Genomic DNA, 20,801 nt, shown 5'->3' on the forward strand with positions numbered 1-20,801 from the left:
TCAAAGGCATGTCTCAAAGGGTAAGGGGGGAGCATCATGAATGAATCGCTGCGGGGACAACCGCGGCTGCTCTTGGCGGTGAACGGGTTATTCGTGCTGTCGGGGGCGCTTGCGGGAACTTTTTTAAATGTATACTTATGGAAAAGCCGCCAGGACTATATCATGATTGGCTGGTTTACGGTGGCTCAGCAAATTGCTCTGGGCCTCAGCTTTTGGCTGGGCGGCAAATGGGTGAAGGAGTTCAATAAAATGAATGCCCTGCGGCTTGGCATCGCCGTTTCGGGCCTTTTTTATCTATTGGTGCTGTGGCTGGAGAGCCGGGTGGTTGATTATGTCTGGCCGCTCGGCGTTCTGTTGGGAGTTGCTCTGGGGCTGTTTTGGCTTGCCTTCAACATCGTTTTTTTTGAGACCACGGACCCCGGTAACCGGAATGCTTTCAACGGTTGGGTTGGACTACTTGGCTCCTTGGCCGGTATCGTCGGTCCCTGGCTGTCCGGGTGGCTGATCTCCTCGATGAACGGAAACCGTGGGTATCGGGTAGTGTTCATCATCTCGCTTTGCATTTACGGGGTGGCGGCGGTGCTGAGCTTCTTTCTGAAAAAGCGAAAAACTCCCGGCGAGTATCAATGGCTCGAGCCCTGGCATGAGCTTCATTCCGAAGATAGAGATTGGCGCGTAATGGGAGCGGGACTTGTATTTCAGGGGCTTCGGGAAGGCGTATTTTCCTTTTTGATCGGCCTGCTCGTATACATAGCGTCTAAAGAGGAAAGCAAGCTGGGGCAGTTTACGCTGATTACCTCGGCGGTATCGCTTGTCTGTTACTGGGCGGCAGGGAAATGGCTTAAACCGAAATATCGGTCGGCCGGGATGTTCTGGGGCTCGCTGCTGCTGGTGGCGGTTATCTTCCCCTTGTTGTGGAAGGTTAACTACGGCACTCTACTGATTATGGGGATCGGAACGTCGCTGTTCATTCCGCTGTATATGCTCCCGATGGTTTCGAGCAGCTTTGATCTGATGGGCGAGAGCAAGGAGAGCGCGGGGATGCGGGTTGAACTAATTGTGCTGCGCGAGCTGTGTCTGATGACCGGGAGGCTTGCGGGGACATTTATTTTTATCGGCGTTCTGTCGGCCAGCGCCGCCCCACGCACCGTTACTCTGCTGATGCTGGGCCTTGGCGTTGCTCCCCTCGGAAGCTGGCTGTGTCTGCGCCGAATGCTGCGGAAAAATATAGTGCCCGAGCGGTAGACGATGCGTTAAATCGAAACCCAACCGGTGCTGGCCTGTTACGCACCCTATTGAAAAGCCGTTTCCCTTGCCCAATGCGGGCAGGAGAGACGGCTTTTGGCATTGTTTTGCTTCAAGATACGTTAGGGCACTATTTGTTCTTCAGCAGATCGCGGATTTCCGTCAGCAGCACCTCTTCGCGCGTCGGCGCGGGCTCGGTTTTGGGGGCTTCCTCTCTTTTGCGTTTAAACTTTCCGGCAATCCGGACCAGCAGAAACAGAGAGAAGGCGATAATAAAGAAGTCGATCACGCTTTGGAGAAAGACCCCGTATTTCAGCACGGCGCTGCCGTGTGTATACTGCAGCCCTTCCAGACTAATCCCGCCGATCAAGAGTCCGATCAATGGCGTAATAATGTCGCCTACCAGCGAGGTTACGATTTTGCCGAAGGCGGCCCCGATCACGACAGCGAATGCGAGGTCAAGCACATTTCCCTTCAGCGCGAAGTTTTTGAAATCTTTCCACATAATGTGAGCTCCACCCTTCCCGGTTTTATACCTAACCCATTATCACAAATAGAAAGAAATGCTGCAACAAAAGTTACCGGCCGCCTGGATTTTCAGGAGAAGGCTTTTGCTTGCGAAATTAAGCACATAAATGGCGGAAGGAAAGGCATACTAAGATCGGTTGAACCATCCCAAGAAAGGAATGAATGCAATGCAATCCACTCAAATGCAACCGCTCAGCAGCAAAGAATTGGATTATATTTCCGACTCCATTTCCAATGAGGAAATGCTTATCAAGCAGTACGCCGCCACGGCCGGAGTGACACAAAATCAAGCCGTTCGCCAAATTTGCGAGCAGCATATCCAAAATCACAACCACCATATGGAAATACTGATCCAGCTTCTTCAGCAGCACCAGCAGTACGCTCCTTCCCAGCCGCAATAACTTTGGTCCGTTCCTGACCGATCACAAAACTTAAGTCGATGCTTCCGAAGCCAGTTTAGTTGAAGTTTTTCTCTTAAGCTGCTCAGCACAAAACTTTTAGGAGGTCACTTACGTGTACGCACAAAACACAAATGCTTTTATGCAAGAAGAGGATTTGCTCAACATCATTTTGGCGGATTTGAAACGGACGGTTCGCGAATACGCGACAGCCGCAACGGAGTCCAATTGTCAGACGGTTCGCCGCGCCTTTAATGACTTGACGATGAATACGCTCCGCATTCAGGGCGAGCTCTACATGCAAATGTCGCAGCTGAACATGTACCAGGCGCCTTCCAAGGCGCTCCGCCAGGAGCTGGACAAACAAATTCAAAGCGCACAGCAGACTCAGCAAAAAAGCCGGCAGTTCATTCAGCAAAAAATGGGCGGACAAGGCATGTATGCCCAGACACCGAACGTGTCCCAGCATCAACCCAACGTGAGTAACCCTTACTATATGTAAATCGGCCATACCCGGGTGACGCATCGTCCCCGGCCTTGCGGCCGCTCCGGCGGTGTCATAAGAAGCGTCCGTTCTTCGCGGGTATCCGTGAAAGGGCGGACGCTTTTTTTAAGATTGGAATCCTTTGGTTCTTAGGAGAGGAAGGTGACGCTTCTCCATGCCGCTCGCTTTAAGCAAGGGACAGCGCAGGATTGATTTTCCCGGGCCGGGCCGTCATTTTTGTTTGCAGACACAACCTTTTCATGTCATATTATTAATAAACTCTTATGTAACCAATTCTTTCGCGGGAGGCGCCGGCAGCGGCGAACCGTCCCTTGCGAAGATTCCGGAGGGAAGTCATGGAACAAATGAATGAGTTGAAGAGAAAAGTGCTGGAGCTGTTAAAAGAAGATGCGAGAAGAACTCCGGCGCTTATGGCAACGCTGCTCGGGGCCGAAGAAGAAGACGTGAAGACGGCGATCGCACAAATGGAGCAGGAGCACGTAATCGTGAAATACGCGACCGTGGTCAATTGGGATAAAGTTGACGACGAACGGGTAACAGCGCTGATCGAAGTGCAGATTACGCCCGAGCGTGGACGCGGATTTGAAGGCATCGCCGAACGGATTTATCTGTATCCGCAGGTGAAATCGGTCTATTTGATGTCCGGTGCCTACGATTTACTGGTGGAAGTGGAGGGCCGGAATTTGCGCGAGGTTGCCAATTTCGTTTCCGAGAAGCTGTCTCCCATTGATTCCGTACTGTCGACCAAGACAAATTTCACGCTGAAAAAATATAAACAGGACGGGATTATTTTTGAAGATCATGAAGAAGATAACCGTCTGATGATCTCCCCGTAAAGGAAGAGATGAACTGATATGATTACGAACAAAACACAGTTGGCCGGAGAACAAAGCAAGTCAATGACATCCTATCTGTCCCCGCTGGTTCAGCAAATTCAGCCCTCGGGCATCCGCAGATTTTTTGACATGGCCGCGGGAAGCAAGGACATCATTTCTCTTGGGGTCGGCGAGCCGGATTTCAAGACGCCTTGGCATGTCCGGGAAGCCTGCGTCTATTCGCTGGAGCGCGGCTTTACGGGATATACCTCGAATGCGGGGATGCCGGAGCTCCGTGAGGGTATTGCAAATTACCTTCATACCCGATTTAATCTGGACTATGATCCTGCGAATCAAATTATCGCGACCATTGGCGGCAGCGAAGCGATTGATCTGGCGCTACGGGCGCTGATATCGCCGGGAGACGAGATTCTCATTCCGGAGCCTTGCTATATTTCCTATTCACCGATCACCTCGATCGGCGGCGGGGTTCCGGTTGGCATCGAGACGTTCGGCAAGGATCGTTTCAAGCTGACGGCCGAAGGGCTGGAAGCGAAAATAACGCCGCGGTCCAAAATTCTGATCCTGTGCTATCCCAGCAATCCAACGGGAGCGATCATGAGCCGGGAAGACTGGGAGCCTATCGCCAAAGTGGTGGAGAAGCATGACCTGATCGTCATTTCCGACGAAATTTATGCCGAGCTTACCTACGGCAGCAATCATGTCAGCTTTGCCTCTTTGCCGGGTATGATGGACCGGACGATACTCGTCAGCGGATTTTCCAAAGCTTTCGCGATGACGGGCTGGCGGCTGGGCTATGCCTGCGGACATCCCGATCTGATCGCGGCCATGCTCAAAATTCACCAGTACACCGTGATGTGCGCGCCCTCCATGGGCCAGGTGGCGGCGCTTGAAGCGCTGACGAACGGCATGGAGGAGAAGGACCGGATGGTGGATTCCTATAATCAGCGCCGCCGTCTGATTGTCAAGGGGCTGCGTGATGCGGGACTGGAATGCCATGAGCCGCAAGGGGCGTTCTATGCCTTCCCAAGCATAGCCGGTACGGGTCTGACCTCCGACGAATTCGCCCAGCGCCTGCTGCGGGAGTTTCGGGTGGCGGCCGTTCCGGGCAGCGTATTCGGGCTGGGCGGCGAAGGCTATCTGCGCTGCTCCTACGCCACATCGGTGAGCCAATTAAACGAAGCGCTGGAACGGATTGGCGCGTTTGTTGCTCTTTTGAAGAAAGAGAAAGAAATTAAGGCTTAATACGGCAAAAAACTGATAAAAATCACAAAAATTGACGTAAAAGTTGAAAAAGTTATAGCAAATCATCCAGTTTCATGGTATAATTTTACTCTGAATACAGATTATTTATATGTTCCTTAATCTAATTATACATTGATAATCTGGATGATCCGACTCCGCGCATTGTTTTGCTGTTGATTCAGGCGAGTCAGACCATTACGATGACGGAAGCAGTGGAGTTACGCTCCGTACAGTTCTTAGGGGGGATGATGTTGCTTTATAGCGATTACTACCTGTGGTCCTTTGGCGGGAACCGGTTCCCGGAAAGCGGGAAAGCTTCCGCGAGGGATGATGTAACCTCGCGCAGCCTCTCCCTGGAAGAGGAGATCCGCATACTCCGCAATCGAATGGAGCAATTGTTTTTGCAAGAGAAATCATTCACCTCTGATAACGTGGTGGAAATCAGCAGCAAGCTGGATTTGAAGATCAACGAATATATGAAGAGGCGTTCCCGCAAGAATTAGCGGGAGTGCCTTGGTGGGGGTCCTTGGGGCCCTCTTTTTGTTTGTGCGGCTCCTATATTTGCGGCCCTGCTGGAAACAACCGATGGCCTTGCAAGCCGAAGTTAATATGTTAAAGTATGATTATGCCGGATGAGATGCCGGAAGGACGGTCGCTTGTTAGTAAAGAATTCCACAAAAAGAAGCGGAGGGTTGGACCATGTCGATTTATACACGAACGGGGGACCAGGGCGAGACCTCGGTTATCGGCGGCCGGGTCTCCAAAGATGATATCCGGGTTGAGGCCTACGGCGCGATTGACGAGCTGAACGGTTTTGTCGGGCAGGCGCGCAGCATGATGGATGACGAACTATTCGCCGATGTCCGGGAGCAGCTGCTTGAAATTCAGCACGAGCTGTTCGACTGCGGCTCCGATCTGGCGTATGCGAAGCTGGACGAAGGCAAGATGAAAGTAACCGGCGACATGACGGAGCGGCTGGAGCGGTGGATTGATGTTCTTCAGGCCGGAAATCCGCCGATTGAACGGTTTATTTTGCCGGGAGGAACCGGGCTTGCTTCGGTCCTGCATGTCTGCCGGACCGTATGCCGCCGTGCCGAACGCCGGACCGTTACGCTCGGGCGCAGCCAAGAGATTAACGGCGAGACCGTGGCTTATCTGAACAGGCTGTCGGATTATTTCTTCGCGCTTGCCCGCACGGCCAATACGCGGCTCGGGGTGACGGACGTTGAATATATCCGCGGCGCCAAGGTGTTTCGGGACTAAAGATGACGACTTACTATCCGCCCATCACCTACACCGTTCCTGCCGAAGAGGACGGCATGCTGCTCAAGACGATTCTGCAAAAGCGGATGGATGTCTCGCGCAAGCTGCTGTCCCGTCTCAAACTGACCGAGCGGGGAATTACCCTGAACGGGGAAAGGGTCTATATCAGCGTGCACGTCCGTGCCGGCGATCTCGTGGAAATCCGGATGGAGACGGAGACCTCGGAGGATATTTTGCCGCAGCCGATCCCGTTCCCTATCCTGTATGAAGACGAGCACCTGCTGGTCGTCAGCAAGCCCGCGGGCATGATCGTGCATCCCACCCACGGCCACTATACCGATACGTTGGCTAACGGAGTCGTCCATTATTGGGCGCAAAAAAACGAGCGTTACCGCTTTCGACCCGTCCACCGGCTGGATCAGGAGACGTCCGGCGTCCTTGCCATCGCGAAGAATCCGTACAGCCACCAGCACATCTCGGAGCAGATGCTGGCAGGCACCGTGGACAAACGCTATATTGCGCTTGTCCACGGTATTCCGGAGCCGGAAAAGGGCGACATCGACGGTCCGATCGACCGCGATCCGGGCGAACCGCACCGTCGGATTGTGACGCCGGACGGTTATCCGTCGCTGACCCGCTACGAGGTCAAGGATCGGTACGCTTATGCTTCCAAAGTGGAACTGAAGCTGCTCACCGGGCGGACGCATCAAATCCGTGTGCATATGACCTCCATCGGCAAGCCGCTGATTGGAGACCGGATGTACCGGCATCCGGTATATGAAGGGGCTGATCCGGGCGCGGCGCCCGCAGGGGCCGCGGAGCTTACCCGGGTGGCTGAGCTGGACGCCGCCATCGGCCGACAGGCGCTGCATGCGGCGCGGCTGTCCTTCACGCATCCGATTTTTCGCCGCGAGATGACGTTTGAAGCGCCGCTTCCTCCGGATATGTTGGAACTGGAAGCAATACTGAGGACTGGAACAAGAGACGTCGCAGACATTAACGAAACGGATATGAAATAAGGAGAATCGCACACAATGAGTCAATTGATCGTATACCATTATCCGAAGTGCGGCACCTGCCGTTCGGCGGTAAAATGGCTGAAAGAACAGGGACATGAGCTGGAGCTGCGCCATATCGTGGAGCAGACGCCGGGAGTGGACGAACTGTCTTCTCTGGCCAAGGCAAGCGGCCTTGAGCTCAAGAAGTTTTTCAATACAAGCGGCGAGGTCTACAAACGGGAAAACCTGAAGGAGAAGCTGCCAAGCCTCGATGATCGCGAGAAGCTGGAGATGCTGGCCGGGAACGGCATGCTGATCAAACGCCCCATCGTTGTCTCGGGGGACAAGGTAACGGTCGGGTTCAAGGAAGAGGATTACCGCAAAGCCTGGGGAAATGAGTAAAGGAGGAGAACGGCGATGAGTGGAGAAGGAAGAAGCCGCGTAATGATTGTGGACGGCATGGCGCTGCTGTTCCGGGCCTATTATGCCACTGCATACGGAGGCTATATTCGCAAGACAAGCGCCGGACTGCCGACCAATGGCGTATACGGGTTTTTGCAGTATTTTTTCGACGCGGTGTCAACCTTTGAGCCTTCCCACGTTGTATGCTGCTGGGATATGGGCAAGAGTACGTTCCGCACCGAGAAATTTGATGCTTATAAATCGAACCGCGCGGAGCCCCCGTTGGAGCTGATTCCGCAGTTCGACCTGGTCAAAGAGGTGGTCGCCGAGCTCGGCGTTCCGAATGTGGGCATTCCCGGATTCGAAGCCGACGACTGCATCGGTACCCTGGCTTCCAGCTTCGGCGGGGAGTCCGAGGTGTATATTTTGACCGGAGACCATGACATGCTTCAGCTGGTGAATGATCAGGTCCGGGTTGTTATTATGAAAAAGGGCCGTTCCAACTACAAAGTGTACGATCCGGGTTCGCTGCTGGAGGAAAAAGGGCTGACCCCTTCCCAGGTCATTGACCTGAAGGGATTCATGGGCGATACGAGTGATAATTACCCTGGTGTCCGGGGAATCGGTGAGAAGACGGCGCTCAAGCTGCTGGCTGAATACCGGACAGTGGAGGGCGTAATCGAGAATCTCCATCTGCTGCCCAAAGGGGTACGGAGCAAGATCGAAGCGGATCTGGACATGCTCCATCTGTCCCGGGATCTGGCGGAAATTCGCTGCGACGTTCCGCTTGTCTGCACGCTGACCGAGTGTCTCTGGGAACTGCAGCGGGAATCGGCTGCGCGCAAGTTCAAGGAGCTTGAGTTCGGCAGCCTGATGTATCTCATTGCGGCGGCAGAGGAAGAGCAGCGGGAGGAAGGAATCGTGGAGATTGTGCTTCCGGACCGGCAGAGCCGCTCTACCGGAGCTGGGGCCATAAAGGCTGACCCGTTTGCCTGATCGGATGGTCGGCGGAATCTGATAAAGACTGTTTCACTGGAGCGCGTACAAGGCGTCCTGTGGAGCAGTCTTTATTCGTAAGGCGAAAAGCGCAGCGGTCGTTCGGTCCTATTGTGTCCGAATGTTTCCAGTCGGCGAATGGCCGGGATTTGCTTGTTATTCTTTTGGCACGCAAAGTATAATAAATATCGGATATGCGCTTGTGGATTGAAAGCGTATGCAAGAGTAGAGGGGAGACAGGCCTGTGAGAGTACTTGGTGCAATTGAAGCGGGAGGAACAAAATTTGTATGCGGGATTGGGCATGAGGACGGCAGCATTATCGACCGGGTCAGCTTCCCGACGACCCGTCCGGAAGAGACGATGGCAGAGGTGTACCGCTATTTTGAAGGTAAAAATGTCGAAGCGATCGGCATTGGCTCGTTCGGGCCGATCGATCCGATTCCCGGCAGCCCGACATACGGCTATGTAACGACGACGCCCAAGCCGTATTGGGGCCAATTTAATCTGGTCGGCGCGGTCCGGGACAAAATCGACGTGCCAATTGGATTCGATACCGATGTAAATGGCGCCGCGCTCGGCGAATACACCTGGGGCGCAGCACGGGGGCTGGACAGCTGCCTTTACATCACGGTAGGAACCGGCATCGGAGCCGGAGCCGTTGTGGGTGGCAGATTGATCCACGGGCTGTCCCATCCGGAAATGGGACATATTTATGTCCGCCGCCATCCGGATGATGCTTTTGCGGGGACATGCCCTTACCACGGGGACTGCCTGGAGGGGCTGGCCGCAGGCCCCGCGCTTGGACAGCGCTGGCAGGTGCCGGGAGCGGAGCTCGGCCCGGATCATCCGGCTTGGGAGATAGAGGCCCATTATCTGGCCCATGCTCTGATGAGCTATGTGCTGATTCTGTCGCCGCAGAAAATTGTTATGGGCGGCGGCGTCATGAAGCAGAGCCATCTCTTCCCGCTGATCCGCGCCAAACTTCAGGATCTGCTGAAGGGCTACGTGCAGCATGCTTCGCTGACGGCTGATATCGACAGCTTTGTGGTGCCTCCAGGGCTCGGGGACAATGCAGGCCTGGCCGGTGCGATCGGGCTGGCAGCAATGGCTCTCGCCCAGGAATAATAGACTTTCTTGATCCGGCTCTGATCCGTCTTTTGAGCAAAAGGGATTGACTGTTCGGAAATATATGGTATTGTATGAATTAACAGTATAGCCGTTCGGGAGGAAGCGCCTCTTTCACGTTACCGTGGGAGAGGCGCTTTTTTGTGTTCGACCGAGGGGCTTCCGCCTGGAAGCCGAAGACACGTGCCTTTACGGCGCGGAATTCCGCATACTGACCATTAAAAAAGTAAAGGCAGGGAAGCAACATGCAAATCGTATTCATGAACCGGTTATCCAAACAATCGGGGGATTCCGCCGGGGAATTCGCCCAGCTGTGGATTGGTGAGGAGGAGGGGAATTGGCGTCTGGGCTGGCGTGAATTCGGCGAAAATCAGGAAAGCGCCGATTCTTTATGGTATGAGGGAACCTCCTGGAACGAAATGCTCGGTGTGTACAGGCATGAGCTGGCGGTCAAAATGGGGGAGGGCTACCGGCCGCTTATTGACGGTGTCTTCCACGAAGAGGAGAGCCTGGCGGGACGGAATCAGGAGCAGCTGAAGCTTCAGTATTACAGCGAACAGCATGCAAATGAGTCTGTATACGAAGAATTATGCGCATGGCGGCGGCGGAAAGCCGCTTCAGAACGCAAAGCGCCGTATTTGCTCGCAAGCAATCGCCTGCTGCGTTTATTGGGCACCTTCCTGCCCAAGACCGAGGAAGAGCTTCTGCAAATTCCAGGTGTGGGAGAGACCAAGGCCGCGCAGTACGGCCTGGAGATACTGGCCATTACCTCCGCGGCGGAGCGCAGTCATTCCTTTCCGCTGAGCTGGGTTAGCGCCGAGATCGATGAGGAGTCCTTTACCTCCTGGCTGTACAAGCAGAAAGAGATCAAATACAAGAAGCAGCTGGAGCGCCTCCGTCTGCGGCGTGTGCTCCTTGAGGGCATTGCGGACGGCTGCGGGATGGAGGAGCTCAAAGAGCGAAGCGCCTCTTCGCGAAGAGAGATTCTGGAAGCCGTTGAGGAGCTCGAAAAGGACGGCTATATTGTCGATTCGTTGATCGACAGGGAACTGGCAAGCATGTCCGGCGCGGAGCAGGAAGCGGTTTGGAACGCTTACCAAGAGCTTGGGGATACGCTCCTGAAGCCGGTGCTGCATAAAGTCTACGGCGAAGAGATCACGTCCGCGGGCAGCCTGGATCTGTATTACGAGCGCCTGCGGCTGATCAGGCTCCGGTTCCGCAGAGAGAACGAGGGTACGCCAGGATTGGCACCTCACCCGCAGGAGCAGGCATAGGCCCGGTCAAGCCAAAAGAAGGTCTCCTTAGCGCCTAAGGCGTCAGGGAGACCTTCTCTGTATAACGAAAATTGCGGGACGGCTGTTCACAGCCACTCTTTTTTGCGGAACACGTACAGCATCCCGCATCCCAGCGTTACCATAACGCCGATGACGCCATAGTAACCGTATCTCGTATGAATTTCGGGAATGTTGTCAAAGTTCATCCCATAGATACCTGTGATCACGGTCAGCGGCATGAATATGGTCGTAATCGCCGTAAACACCCGCATGATTTCATTGGCGCGGTTGGCGATACTGGACTGATAAGCTTCTCGCAAGTTGCCCATCAGATCGCGGTACGTTTCGAATGTCTCGGAAATTTTGACGGCGTTTTCGTAGATGTCGCTGAAATATTTCTGCAGCTGGTCGTCGATCAGCCGGAGATCTTTTTTGTTCAGGGTGTTGACGACTTCCTTCTGCGGGCCAAGCATTTTCTTCAGCCACAGAATTTCGCCCCGCAGACCGATAATCTCGCTGAGGTGCGATTTCTTGGTATGCATCAGTATATCTTCTTCCAGCTTCTCGATCTTGACTTCGATCCGGTCGCCGACGGCGAAATAATTGTCCACGACAAGGTCTACCAAAAGGTAAAGGAAGCGGTCCGGAGAACTGACCTCCTGCTCCCACAAGATAGGCTTCAGGGTGCGCAGCTCGTTAATTTTCTGCTTCGTGACGGTAATAATATAATGCCGCCCGAGAAAAACGTTAAGGGCCCGGAGGAAGATTTCCTCGTCATCAAAACGGATGCTGTTAACTACAATAAAATAATGGCTCTCGTAAATTTCAATTTTGGGACGCTGCTCCTCATCGCTGAGACAGTCCTCTACTGCCAGATCATGAAGATTAAATACAGGCTGCAGCAGTGCCAAATCCTCCACGTCTGCATCAATCCAATAGAACCCTTCTGCCGGAGGGGCGAGGGTCAGCTCAATATCGTCGACAGGTGTAAAAATGCCTGCGTTAACCAGCCGGATTTTCATCTGATTCACTCCTTCTCTCCCTAGCTTGCCCAGGGAATATGCTTATGAAAGCACAGGAAATCAAATCAGCTTGGCCGGCTGTTTGTGACGATAGGGCCGCTTATTTTCCGAAGGCATGAAGAAGAAGCGCTCCCGCCGCCGGCAAGCTGATGTTGATCCTGTACGGTTGTTCCTGATCAGCGCTGTGCTGGGTACTCGGGTCGCCTTCCATTCTTCTTCTCACCTCTTTATTCATTAAATTAGGTTTTGGGATTTCCTCTCGCAAAGCGCCCGCCATAGGCTCGGAAGCCAAGGCTTCGCTTATATCGATCTTCGGAAAACACTTGTCTAGTATAACGCCGGGTATGGGCTCTTTCAAGCTAAATTGTTGTCATAATCGGGACTCTAAAAATAGTATATGGACTTGACGAAAGTTAGGTTCATTGATTATAGTGATCTATAAGAATTTAAAATTGAATATGACCAAATCTTATCAAGAGCAGGTGGAGGGACTGGCCCAATGAAACCCGGCAACCGGCGTATAACGCACGGTGCTAATTCTTGCAGAGACGCGTAGGTGTAATGATCTGCGGCGCGTTGTCTGACAGATGAGAGAGTATCATATGTGTATAAATATGACCTTTCTCGTGCTGCGGGAAAGGTTTTTATTTGTTCTATTTTAACTTAGACCGCAGTCCGCGGTTTGCATTTTAATGAAGGAGTGAGACACAATGCCAATCAAGATTCCCGACAGTTTGCCCGCCAAGGAGGTGCTTTCAGGGGAAAATATTTTCGTAATGGATGAAAGCCAGGCCTTTCACCAGGATATCCGCCCTCTCCGAATCGCTATTCTGAACTTGATGCCTACAAAAGAGACCACGGAAACGCAGCTGCTGCGTCTGGTAGGCAACTCGCCGCTTCAGGTTGATGTCACGCTGCTTCATCCGAGCTCCCATACGTCGAAGAATACGTCCGCGGAGCATCTCAAGAGCTTCTACAAAACCTTTGACGAAATCAGCCACCGCCGGCTGGACGGCATGATTGTGACCGGCGCTCCGGTGGAGCAGATGGACTTCGAGGACGTGAATTACTGGGATGAGATGAAAAAGATTTTTGAGTGGAGCAAGGACAACGTCACTTCGACGATGCATATATGCTGGGCGGCGCAGGCTGGTTTGTATTATCACTACGGGGTTCGTAAAGTCGGGCTTCCCGAGAAGTGCTTCGGCGTATTCCCGCACTGCACTACTGCGCCGAATACGAAGCTGCTTAGGGGCTTTGACGAGCTGTTCTATGTGCCCCACTCCCGTCATACGGACATTTCCCGCGAGGATGTCGAGAATACGCCGGATTTGCAGATATTGGCGGAATCGGAGGAAGCCGGCGTTTATCTCGTCGCCACTCAGGACGGCCGGCAGATTTTTGTAACGGGCCATTCCGAGTACGATCCGTTCTCCCTGAAATGGGAGTATGAGCGCGATATCGCCAAGGGGATGGACGTCGCGCTGCCGAAGCATTACTACCCGAATGATGATCCGGGCCGAACACCGCCGGCTGTATGGCGCGCCCATGCGAATCTGCTGTTCTCCAACTGGCTTAACTATTACGTCTACCAGGAAACGCCATACGATATCGGACCTACGATATGATTGCCTTCCGGATTGGACAAGCTTAACTTTGAAGGCCGGGATGTTGCCGGCAACAGCTCCGCAGATATAACGGAAGCCGAAAAGGCTCCGTCAGCAAATAGGGAGGCAAATCCCGTACTAACTTTCTGGAGGTAAATCATGAACGACAAACTCAGGATTGAAAGCAGGCTGGCCCAAATCGGCTCTCAGGAGGACCCGGCGACGGGCGCAGTGAATTACCCGATCTACCAATCGACCGCATTCCGTCATCCCCGGCTGGGACAAAGCACAGGCTTTGATTACATTCGCACCAAAAATCCTACGCGTTCCGTGCTGGAGCGCGCGGCAGCCGAGCTGGAATCCGGTGACGCGGGCTTTGCCTGCAGCTCCGGGATGGCCGCGCTGCAGACCATTTTCGCTCTGTTCGCGCAGGGGGATCACCTGATCGTTTCGCTGGACTTGTACGGCGGCACTTACCGGATGCTGGAGCGGATTATGTCCAAGTTCGGCGTCTCCGCTTCCTATGTGGATACGAACGATCTGGACGCTCTGGAATCGGCCTGCAGAGAGAACACGAAGGCCGTCTTTATTGAGACACCGACCAATCCGCTGATGATGATTACCGATATTCAGGCCGTGTGTACGTGGGCCCGCCGTCACGACATGCTGACGATCGTGGACAACACGCTGCTGACGCCGTATTTCCAGCGGCCGCTGGAGCTGGGCGCCGACATCATCATCCACAGCGCGACCAAATATTTGGGCGGGCATAACGACGTGCTGGCAGGCCTGATTGTGACGAAGGGCAAGGAACTGTCCGAGGAGATGGCGATGCTCCATAATTCGATCGGAGCCGTCCTGAGTCCAAGCGACAGCTATCAGCTGATGAGAGGCATGAAGACGCTGGCGCTGCGCATGGAACGCCATGAGAGCAACTCGCTGGCGATTGCCCAGCATCTGCAGGAGCATCCGGCGATTGCGGAGGTCTTCCATCCGGGCCTTCCGGGTCATCCCGGATTTGACATTCAGCAGCGGCAGTCCAGCGGCAACACTGGCATTTTCTCCTTCAAGGTGAAGGATGCAAAATATGTGGAGCCCCTACTGCGCCATGTCAAGCTGATCGCGTTCGCGGAAAGTCTTGGCGGCGTCGAGTCGCTGATGACCTACCCGGCGGTGCAGACCCATGCCGACATCCCGGTTGAAATCCGCGATGCGGTCGGCGTCGACGACCGGCTGCTGCGTTTCTCGGTCGGCATCGAGCATGTCGACGATCTGATCGCCGACCTGAATCAGGCGCTGGAGGCCGCGCGGACAGAGCTTGAAGCGAATAACGTCCAAGCTTAGGCAGCCGATTTAAGAAAAGCACATTTGCCGCAGTTGCCATGAGGCATGCCTCTTTAGTGCAATATACGATGAACTGTTTAAAAAATGACATCAGGGTAAGGAGTAACGAAGGGGAAGTTTGGAACTGTAGGAGCGATAGCGATCGCCTTTGTCTTCGGATTTCATCCACGAAGAGCGGGTTAAATCGAGAAATCTGAAGATGGGCAGCGACCGGAAGTCCAAACGTTCCTCGTAGTTATGACTGATATCTGATGAGAAAATCTTAAGTTCGGCTTATATAGCAAGCAATAAGAGAACGGAGAGACATGAATAGAGACGGCGCCGCCCCAGGTAGGCGGGCCGTTTTTTTTGTTTGATTGATGAAACTTTTTCACGAATCCCCTCGAAATTTCCAACAATAATGCGAATTATTAGCGTATTTTATCGCTTTTTTTGCAGCTAATAGGGTATGAAAAGAAAAAAGACGTTTTTCAAGCACAGCGGATTATGTTACGATGAATGAACGAATATATTCCTTTGTCATATAAATTTTATGGATTGATTAGGATGGTTGTAAAAGGAGGCTGCGACAATGGGTACGATTGATCGCATTTTGGATAAAGCGCTCCAGGGTGAACGCCTTGGGCTTGAAGATACGGTAAGACTGTTTGAGAGCAACGAAATCGAGAAAATGGGCGCCGCGGCGGATGTGATTATGAAAAGATGGCACCCCGAGCCAGTCACGACGTTCGTTATTGGCCGCAACATTAACTATACGAATATATGCGATGTGTACTGCCGTTTTTGCGCATTCTACCGCAGACCCGGTTCGAAAGAGGGCTATGTTCTGCCGGATGAGACGATTTTTGAGAAAATCAGGGAGACCCAGGCCGTTGACGGAACCGAGATTCTGATGCAGGGCGGCACGAATCCCGATCTGCCGTTTGATTATTATACGAACCTGCTGCGGAACATCAAGGAGCGTTTCCCCGGAATCACGATGCATTCCTTCTCCCCTGCGGAAATCATGAAAATGAAGGAGCTCTCGGGATTGCCTCTGGAAGAGACGCTTCGCCAGATTCATGCAGCCGGTCTGGACTCGCTTCCGGGAGGCGGCGCGGAAATTCTGGACGACCGCACGCGGCGCAAGATCAGCCGGCTCAAGGGCTCATGGCATGACTGGATGGACGTGATGCGGACGGCGCACCGGATCGGCATGAATACGACCGCGACAATGGTCATCGGTCTTGGCGAGAGCATGGAGGAACGCGCGCTGCACCTTCTCCGGGTGCGTGAAGCCCAAGACGAGTGTATTGAGCATAATTACAACACGGAAGGGTTCCTCGCCTTTATCTCCTGGACGTTCCAGCCGGATAATACCAACCTGAAGCTGGCAAGACAGACACCCGAGGAATACCTCAAGACCGTTGCGATCAGCCGGCTTGTGCTGGACAACATCAAGAACTTCCAATCCTCCTGGGTCACGATGGGACCGGAGGTAGGCAAGCTGTCGCTGCAGTACGGCTGCAACGATTTCGGCAGCACGATGATCGAGGAGAATGTCGTGTCTTCCGCGGGTGCCACATACAAGGTCAACATCGAATCGATTCTGCAAATCATCCGCGAGGCGGGCAAAATCCCGGCGCAGCGCAATACGCAGTACGATATTCTGAGAGTGTTCGACGACGTATCTTCAGGAGTACGGCGCGATTTTGTGATGCAGAATTAAATAGGGCAATCTTAAGAGCCCGAGGCCGCTGAGGCTTCGGGCTCTTTGTGCTGCGCACGAAAAGCTGGAGCCGGGTATGGCGTGAAGGCTCCGGCGCATCAGCCGGACAGGGCAGCTTACGTTCATGAGCGGCAAAGGCTGCCTTATCCGGTTCGATAGGACTGTATCTGAACTGGAGTCTATTCGGCGGCTTCCCATTTGCAACGAATTGGGGAGACGATCGCTTTTTCCTTTTTAAGCTCGTTAAATGCCTTGTCAATCTCCTTCCGGTCCAGACCGGACAGCTTCTCTACCTCGCCCGCACTTACCGGCTTGCCTGCGGATTTAATTGTTTCCAGCACCTGCTCCTTAACGCTCATTCTTCATTCACCTCCCCGTTTTTAGTCACTTAATCCAAAGCTTGTCTATCAAATTTATAGTAATGGAAAATCCGGAGGTATATCTGTGATCTTTTTCTGAAGTGCGATCCGCCCTGAAAACATAGATTTACAACAATATCCAAAAGTGATATCATATAAATATCAAATACATATCCTTTTGGAGGTGCCTCATGAAAGAGAAAATACTTCAGCCCGTCAGCGGATTTTGGATCATCGCTTTTATCGTTGTTTTTGCTGCCGGGGGAGTTTACGGTGCCAATCAGGGCTACGATGCTGCGGCTGCCATTTTGTTTGTGCTAGCGGCGGTTCTGATGACAAGTATCACGGTAGTTCAGCCCAACAAGTCAGTCGTGGTCACTTTCTTCGGCCAATACGTTGGAACGATTTCGAAAAGCGGCCTGTGGGCCGTCATTCCGTTCAGCGTGCGCAAGACCGTTTCCCTGCGGGTCCGCAATTTCAACAGCGTCAAGCTTAAGGTCAACGATGTCGAGGGCAATCCGATCGAAATCGCAGCCGTTGTCGTGTTCAAGGTCATCAACTCGGCCAAAGCGCTCTTCGATGTGGACAAATACATGGAATTTGTTGAAATCCAGAGTGAAACTGCGCTGCGCCACGTAGCCAGCAAGTATCCGTACGACAGCTTCAGCGGAACCGGGATGTCCCTGCGGGCCAACGCCGACGAAATTGCGAAGGAATTGGCCGGCGAGCTTCAGGACCGGCTGTCTCTGTCCGGGGTTGAAGTGCTGGAGGCTCGCCTGACGCATCTGGCCTATTCCACCGAAATCGCAAGCACCATGCTTCAGCGGCAGCAGGCATCCGCCGTTTTGTCCGCCCGGCAGATTATTGTAGAAGGCGCGGTCGGCATGGTGGATATGGCGATCAAGCAGCTGAAGGAGAGCGGCGTGGTGGAGCTGGACGAAGAACGAAAGGCCGCGATGATCAACAATCTGATGGTGGCCATCGTATCCGAGCGCGGAGCGAGTCCGGTCATCAACGCCGGCTCGTTGTATTAAGGCGGTCCAATCATGGCGGCCAAGAAGAACTTTCCGCTGCGGATCGATCCCGCGCTGTACGAAGCGCTGGAGCGCTGGGCGGGGGAGGAGTTCCGCAGTGTGAACGGGCATATCGAGTTTTTGCTGCGGGAGAGCCTGAGACGCGCCGGCCGCTTGCCGGATCGAAAGACAGGCGAAGATCGGCCCTGAACGGTTCTTGGGCGTTTCTGCTTGAGCTTACAGGGTTGACGAAAGCGGCCGCCGGAATTATAATTTACACATTATTCACGCGAACAGCATTGACAAAGACATGAATCGACTTTCTGGACCGTACAGAGAGAGGAAACACCTGGGCTGCAATTTCCTCCGGAATCCGGTATTTGGTTTACCCCTTTGTAGCTGCGGTTATGAACTTTCCATTGCAAGGCGCATCGTTTGATCCGTTAAGCACCGGAATCAGTAAGAACCGCCGGTTCATGGCCGTTATTCCCATGCTGAACAAGGATTCTGCCGTCGCCCGATCTTTTTTGAAGTCCGGGGGTATGACGCAGAATTGAATTTGGGTGGAACCACGGGTATAGCACTCGTCCCTGCGCGGGACGGGTGTTTTTTGTATGCGTGGATATATCCGTTCCGCAAGATCGGTATGCGGCTGACGGCCGCTGGAATTAGTTTACTTGACTACCCGAGGAGGAAATGAAAATGGCAGTAAGTATCAAATTACCGGACGGCTCGGTCCGGGAATACGCAGAAGGCAGCAGCATCGAAGATGTAGCGTCTTCCATCAGCAGCGGGCTGCGCAAGAACGCCGCCGCCGGCAAGCTGAACGGGGTAATCGTCGATTTGTCCGCCAAGCTTGGCGACGGTGATCTGGTGGAGATCGTAACGCTGGATTCCCCGGACGGGCTGGAGGTTATACGGCACAGCACCGCCCATTTGATGGCGCAGGCTGTCAAGCGCCTGTTCGGCGCCAAAGAGGTGAAGCTTGGTGTAGGACCGACGATTGAGGACGGATTCTACTATGACATGGATCTGGAGTATCCGCTGAATCCGGAGGACCTGCAGAAGATCGAGAAGGAAATGGAGCGCATCGTATCGGAGAATCTGCCGATTGTCCGCAAGGAAGTCAGCCGCAAGGAAGCGCTGGACCTGTTCGGGGAGCTTGGCGATCCGTACAAAATCGAGCTTATCGAGGCGCTGCCCGAGGACAGCGTGATCACTATATACGAGCAGGGTGAATTCTTTGATCTGTGCCGCGGGCCGCATCTCCCTTCGACCGGCAAAATTAAAGTGTTCAAGCTGATGAACGTGGCGGGAGCGTACTGGCGCGGAGACGCCAAGAACAAAATGCTGCAGCGCGTTTATGGCACCGCCTGGGTCAAGAAGGCACAGCTTGACGAGTATCTCCGGCTGCTCGAGGAAGCGAAGAAGCGCGACCACCGTAAGCTTGGCAAGGAACTGGAAATTTTCACATTCAATCAGCTGGTCGGGCAGGGACTTCCGATTTGGCTGCCGAAGGGCGCCAAGCTGCGCAGCATTCTGGAACGCTATATCGTCGATCTGGAAGCGAGCCTAGGTTACCAGCATGTCTATACTCCGGTGCTCGGCAATGTCGATCTGTACAAGACCTCCGGCCACTGGGAGCATTATCAGGAAGACATGTTCCCGAAGATGACCATCGACACCGAGGAATTCGTGCTGCGTCCGATGAACTGTCCGCATCATATGATGGTGTACAAGAGCAGCATGCACAGCTACCGCGATCTGCCGATCCGGATCGCCGAGCTTGGAACGATGCACCGTTACGAAATGTCCGGCGCGCTGACCGGCCTGCACCGCGTCCGCTCCATGACCTTGAACGATTCGCATATTTTCTGCCGCCTGGATCAGATCAAGGGCGAATTTAAACGGGTGCTTGAACTGGTCAAGCAGGTATACAGCGACTTTGGCATCAACGATTACCGTTTCCGGCTGTCCTACCGCGATCCGGCCGATACCGAGAAGTACTTCCAGGACGACAATATGTGGGAGACCGCTCAGCGGATGCTGCGCGAGGTAGTCGAGGATGAGGGTCTGCCGTTCTACGAAGCGGAGGGAGAAGCCGCGTTCTACGGGCCGAAGCTCGATGTTCAAATTAAGACCGCGCTCGGCAAGGAAGAGACGCTGTCAACCGTGCAGATCGACTTCCTGCTGCCGGAACGCTTTGAGCTGGAATATGTCGGCGACGACGGGCAGAAACACCGTCCGGTTGTGCTGCACCGAGGCGTCCTGAGTACCATGGAGCGTTTCGTCGCCTTCCTGCTGGAGAACTTTGCCGGCTCGCTGCCGCTCTGGCTGTCTCCGCAGCAGGTAAAGGTGATTCCTGTCTCCAGCGCTTTTGACGACTATGCTGGTGAAGTTGTTGACAAGCTGCGCCTTCGCGGCCTGAGAGCCGAGGCCGACCTTCGCAACGAGAAGCTGGGCTACAAGATCCGCGAAGCCCAACTCGAGAAGCTGCCGTATATGTTCATCGTCGGCGAGAACGAGAAGAATGGCGGGTCCGTCTCCGTCCGCAAACGCGGCGAAGGCGATATTGGGGCGAAGCTGCTTGACGAGGTGATCGATAGCCTCGCTGCCGAAGTTTCGAACAAGTCCATTTTCTAAAATAAATGAATTTGCTGCGCAAGACCTCTGCCAATACTCCGTGGGACGGTATATCCGGCTCATGTATAAAATTTTGGGAATCGGGAAACCTTCGCTAATAAGGGGGAGGATTTCATGATGAACAAAATGGGTGTTTGGCAGAGGTCTTGGTGTATATTGGTTACATTTGCATTTTTGTTGGCTCTGTCCTTGATATATACGAAAGCGGGCCGCGAGGCCGACCGGGAACTTCGGTTTCCTCCGGTTCAGCCGAAGGCGGCGTCCGCGCCGAACCTGGAGGCCGGTTCCT

General features: G+C 53.7%; 21 protein-coding genes and 1 riboswitch. Of the genes, 18 read left to right on the plus strand and 3 right to left on the minus strand.

Annotated features, from left to right (window positions below):
* The first annotated feature begins 36 nt into the window (after nt 1-36).
* Nucleotides 37-1,245 (plus strand): MFS transporter, encoded by a 1,209-nt coding sequence (locus PSAB_RS08200; RefSeq protein ID WP_025334093.1) that lies wholly within the window; start codon nt 37-39, stop codon nt 1,243-1,245.
* A 130-nt stretch (nt 1,246-1,375) separates the two neighbouring features.
* On the opposite strand, the gene mscL is transcribed toward PSAB_RS08200, so the two are convergent.
* The gene (mscL, locus tag PSAB_RS08205; protein WP_025334094.1) at nt 1,376-1,750 is read right to left on the minus strand and encodes a large conductance mechanosensitive channel protein MscL; all 375 of its coding nucleotides are present in this window, start codon (nt 1,748-1,750) and stop codon (nt 1,376-1,378) included.
* Nucleotides 1,751-1,940: 190 nt separating this feature from the next.
* Between mscL and PSAB_RS08210 the strand changes: the two genes are divergently transcribed.
* The 11 genes from PSAB_RS08210 to PSAB_RS08260 all read left to right on the plus strand — a co-directional run bounded on the left by PSAB_RS08210 (nt 1,941) and on the right by PSAB_RS08260 (nt 10,816).
* Nucleotides 1,941-2,174, plus strand: a complete 234-nt coding sequence (locus PSAB_RS08210) for a hypothetical protein (protein WP_025334095.1) — start codon at nt 1,941-1,943, stop codon at nt 2,172-2,174.
* Between the two features lie 112 nt (nt 2,175-2,286).
* Nucleotides 2,287-2,673, plus strand: a complete 387-nt coding sequence (locus PSAB_RS08215) for a spore coat protein (RefSeq protein WP_025334096.1) — start codon at nt 2,287-2,289, stop codon at nt 2,671-2,673.
* Nucleotides 2,674-3,011: 338 nt separating this feature from the next.
* The gene (locus tag PSAB_RS08220) at nt 3,012-3,512 is read left to right on the plus strand and encodes an Lrp/AsnC family transcriptional regulator (RefSeq protein ID WP_025334097.1); all 501 of its coding nucleotides are present in this window, start codon (nt 3,012-3,014) and stop codon (nt 3,510-3,512) included.
* 18 nt (nt 3,513-3,530) lie between these two features.
* Nucleotides 3,531-4,757, plus strand: a complete 1,227-nt coding sequence (locus PSAB_RS08225; RefSeq protein ID WP_025334098.1) for an aminotransferase class I/II-fold pyridoxal phosphate-dependent enzyme — start codon at nt 3,531-3,533, stop codon at nt 4,755-4,757.
* Between the two features lie 245 nt (nt 4,758-5,002).
* Nucleotides 5,003-5,260, plus strand: coding sequence for an aspartyl-phosphate phosphatase Spo0E family protein (locus tag PSAB_RS08230; protein WP_144240494.1), 258 nt, complete (start codon nt 5,003-5,005; stop codon nt 5,258-5,260).
* A gap of 196 nt (nt 5,261-5,456) precedes the next feature.
* Nucleotides 5,457-6,020: a cob(I)yrinic acid a,c-diamide adenosyltransferase gene (locus PSAB_RS08235; protein ID WP_025334100.1), complete on the plus strand. Its 564-nt coding sequence runs from the start codon at nt 5,457-5,459 to the stop codon at nt 6,018-6,020.
* A gap of 2 nt (nt 6,021-6,022) precedes the next feature.
* On the plus strand, nt 6,023-7,039 hold the full coding sequence (locus tag PSAB_RS08240; protein ID WP_025334101.1) for an RluA family pseudouridine synthase: 1,017 nt from the start codon (nt 6,023-6,025) through the stop codon (nt 7,037-7,039).
* A 15-nt stretch (nt 7,040-7,054) separates the two neighbouring features.
* Complete coding sequence (locus PSAB_RS08245; protein ID WP_025334102.1) at nt 7,055-7,420, plus strand: arsenate reductase family protein; 366 nt, start codon at nt 7,055-7,057, stop codon at nt 7,418-7,420.
* Between the two features lie 15 nt (nt 7,421-7,435).
* A complete protein-coding gene (locus PSAB_RS08250; RefSeq protein ID WP_025334103.1) occupies nt 7,436-8,416 on the plus strand; it encodes a 5'-3' exonuclease in 981 nt (326 codons plus the stop codon).
* Nucleotides 8,417-8,660: 244 nt separating this feature from the next.
* On the plus strand, nt 8,661-9,542 hold the full coding sequence (locus tag PSAB_RS08255; RefSeq protein ID WP_025334104.1) for an ROK family protein: 882 nt from the start codon (nt 8,661-8,663) through the stop codon (nt 9,540-9,542).
* A 245-nt stretch (nt 9,543-9,787) separates the two neighbouring features.
* Nucleotides 9,788-10,816 carry an HRDC domain-containing protein gene (locus tag PSAB_RS08260; RefSeq protein WP_025334105.1) on the plus strand — a complete coding sequence of 343 codons (1,029 nt, stop codon included), beginning with the start codon at nt 9,788-9,790 and terminating at the stop codon, nt 10,814-10,816.
* 86 nt (nt 10,817-10,902) lie between these two features.
* Here PSAB_RS08260 and corA read toward each other — a convergent pair whose 3' ends face one another.
* On the minus strand, nt 10,903-11,838 hold the full coding sequence (gene corA, locus PSAB_RS08265; protein WP_025334106.1) for a magnesium/cobalt transporter CorA: 936 nt from the start codon (nt 11,836-11,838) through the stop codon (nt 10,903-10,905).
* 466 nt (nt 11,839-12,304) lie between these two features.
* Nucleotides 12,305-12,432: riboswitch (SAM riboswitch) on the plus strand.
* 116 nt (nt 12,433-12,548) lie between these two features.
* Between corA and metA the strand changes: the two genes are divergently transcribed.
* From metA to mqnC, 3 genes are all read left to right on the plus strand, one after another.
* Nucleotides 12,549-13,466 (plus strand): homoserine O-acetyltransferase MetA, encoded by a 918-nt coding sequence (gene metA / locus PSAB_RS08270; RefSeq protein ID WP_025334107.1) that lies wholly within the window; start codon nt 12,549-12,551, stop codon nt 13,464-13,466.
* A gap of 138 nt (nt 13,467-13,604) precedes the next feature.
* Nucleotides 13,605-14,789, plus strand: coding sequence for an aminotransferase class I/II-fold pyridoxal phosphate-dependent enzyme (locus PSAB_RS08275; RefSeq protein ID WP_025334108.1), 1,185 nt, complete (start codon nt 13,605-13,607; stop codon nt 14,787-14,789).
* Between the two features lie 571 nt (nt 14,790-15,360).
* The gene (gene mqnC, locus PSAB_RS08280; protein WP_025334109.1) at nt 15,361-16,497 is read left to right on the plus strand and encodes a cyclic dehypoxanthinyl futalosine synthase; all 1,137 of its coding nucleotides are present in this window, start codon (nt 15,361-15,363) and stop codon (nt 16,495-16,497) included.
* 179 nt (nt 16,498-16,676) lie between these two features.
* Here mqnC and PSAB_RS08285 read toward each other — a convergent pair whose 3' ends face one another.
* Entirely contained in the window at nt 16,677-16,856 is a 180-nt protein-coding gene (locus tag PSAB_RS08285) for a transcriptional regulator (protein WP_025334110.1), read from the minus strand.
* A gap of 191 nt (nt 16,857-17,047) precedes the next feature.
* On the opposite strand from PSAB_RS08285, the gene PSAB_RS08290 reads away from it, so the two are divergent.
* The 3 genes from PSAB_RS08290 to thrS all read left to right on the plus strand — a co-directional run bounded on the left by PSAB_RS08290 (nt 17,048) and on the right by thrS (nt 20,512).
* Nucleotides 17,048-17,890, plus strand: coding sequence for an SPFH domain-containing protein (locus PSAB_RS08290; protein WP_025334111.1), 843 nt, complete (start codon nt 17,048-17,050; stop codon nt 17,888-17,890).
* A 12-nt stretch (nt 17,891-17,902) separates the two neighbouring features.
* Nucleotides 17,903-18,079, plus strand: coding sequence for a type II toxin-antitoxin system antitoxin (locus PSAB_RS25025; RefSeq protein ID WP_038595688.1), 177 nt, complete (start codon nt 17,903-17,905; stop codon nt 18,077-18,079).
* A 492-nt stretch (nt 18,080-18,571) separates the two neighbouring features.
* Complete coding sequence (gene thrS, locus PSAB_RS08300; protein ID WP_025334112.1) at nt 18,572-20,512, plus strand: threonine--tRNA ligase; 1,941 nt, start codon at nt 18,572-18,574, stop codon at nt 20,510-20,512.
* Nucleotides 20,513-20,801 lie beyond the last annotated feature (289 nt).

This window comes from Paenibacillus sabinae T27 (genome assembly GCF_000612505.1).
GTDB lineage: Bacteria > Bacillota > Bacilli > Paenibacillales > Paenibacillaceae > Paenibacillus_AQ > Paenibacillus_AQ sabinae.

What these genes read in the sequence shown, in the direction of transcription:
- PSAB_RS08210 (WP_025334095.1), top strand. Translation starts at nt 1,941, where the DNA reads ATGCAATCCACTCAAATGCAACCGCTCAGCAGCAAAGAATTGGATTAT.
- PSAB_RS25025 (WP_038595688.1), top strand. Translation starts at nt 17,903, where the DNA reads ATGGCGGCCAAGAAGAACTTTCCGCTGCGGATCGATCCCGCGCTGTAC.
- PSAB_RS08220 (WP_025334097.1), top strand. Translation starts at nt 3,012, where the DNA reads ATGGAACAAATGAATGAGTTGAAGAGAAAAGTGCTGGAGCTGTTAAAA.
- PSAB_RS08245 (WP_025334102.1), top strand. Translation starts at nt 7,055, where the DNA reads ATGAGTCAATTGATCGTATACCATTATCCGAAGTGCGGCACCTGCCGT.
- PSAB_RS08235 (WP_025334100.1), top strand. Translation starts at nt 5,457, where the DNA reads ATGTCGATTTATACACGAACGGGGGACCAGGGCGAGACCTCGGTTATC.
- thrS (WP_025334112.1), top strand. Translation starts at nt 18,572, where the DNA reads ATGGCAGTAAGTATCAAATTACCGGACGGCTCGGTCCGGGAATACGCA.
- PSAB_RS08225 (WP_025334098.1), top strand. Translation starts at nt 3,531, where the DNA reads ATGATTACGAACAAAACACAGTTGGCCGGAGAACAAAGCAAGTCAATG.
- PSAB_RS08260 (WP_025334105.1), top strand. Translation starts at nt 9,788, where the DNA reads ATGCAAATCGTATTCATGAACCGGTTATCCAAACAATCGGGGGATTCC.
- PSAB_RS08200 (WP_025334093.1), top strand. Translation starts at nt 37, where the DNA reads ATGAATGAATCGCTGCGGGGACAACCGCGGCTGCTCTTGGCGGTGAAC.
- metA (WP_025334107.1), top strand. Translation starts at nt 12,549, where the DNA reads ATGCCAATCAAGATTCCCGACAGTTTGCCCGCCAAGGAGGTGCTTTCA.
- PSAB_RS08240 (WP_025334101.1), top strand. Translation starts at nt 6,023, where the DNA reads ATGACGACTTACTATCCGCCCATCACCTACACCGTTCCTGCCGAAGAG.
- mqnC (WP_025334109.1), top strand. Translation starts at nt 15,361, where the DNA reads ATGGGTACGATTGATCGCATTTTGGATAAAGCGCTCCAGGGTGAACGC.
- corA (WP_025334106.1), bottom strand. Translation starts at nt 11,838, where the DNA reads ATGAAAATCCGGCTGGTTAACGCAGGCATTTTTACACCTGTCGACGAT.
- mscL (WP_025334094.1), bottom strand. Translation starts at nt 1,750, where the DNA reads ATGTGGAAAGATTTCAAAAACTTCGCGCTGAAGGGAAATGTGCTTGAC.
- PSAB_RS08285 (WP_025334110.1), bottom strand. Translation starts at nt 16,856, where the DNA reads ATGAGCGTTAAGGAGCAGGTGCTGGAAACAATTAAATCCGCAGGCAAG.
- PSAB_RS08250 (WP_025334103.1), top strand. Translation starts at nt 7,436, where the DNA reads ATGAGTGGAGAAGGAAGAAGCCGCGTAATGATTGTGGACGGCATGGCG.
- PSAB_RS08230 (WP_144240494.1), top strand. Translation starts at nt 5,003, where the DNA reads ATGATGTTGCTTTATAGCGATTACTACCTGTGGTCCTTTGGCGGGAAC.
- PSAB_RS08275 (WP_025334108.1), top strand. Translation starts at nt 13,605, where the DNA reads ATGAACGACAAACTCAGGATTGAAAGCAGGCTGGCCCAAATCGGCTCT.
- PSAB_RS08290 (WP_025334111.1), top strand. Translation starts at nt 17,048, where the DNA reads ATGAAAGAGAAAATACTTCAGCCCGTCAGCGGATTTTGGATCATCGCT.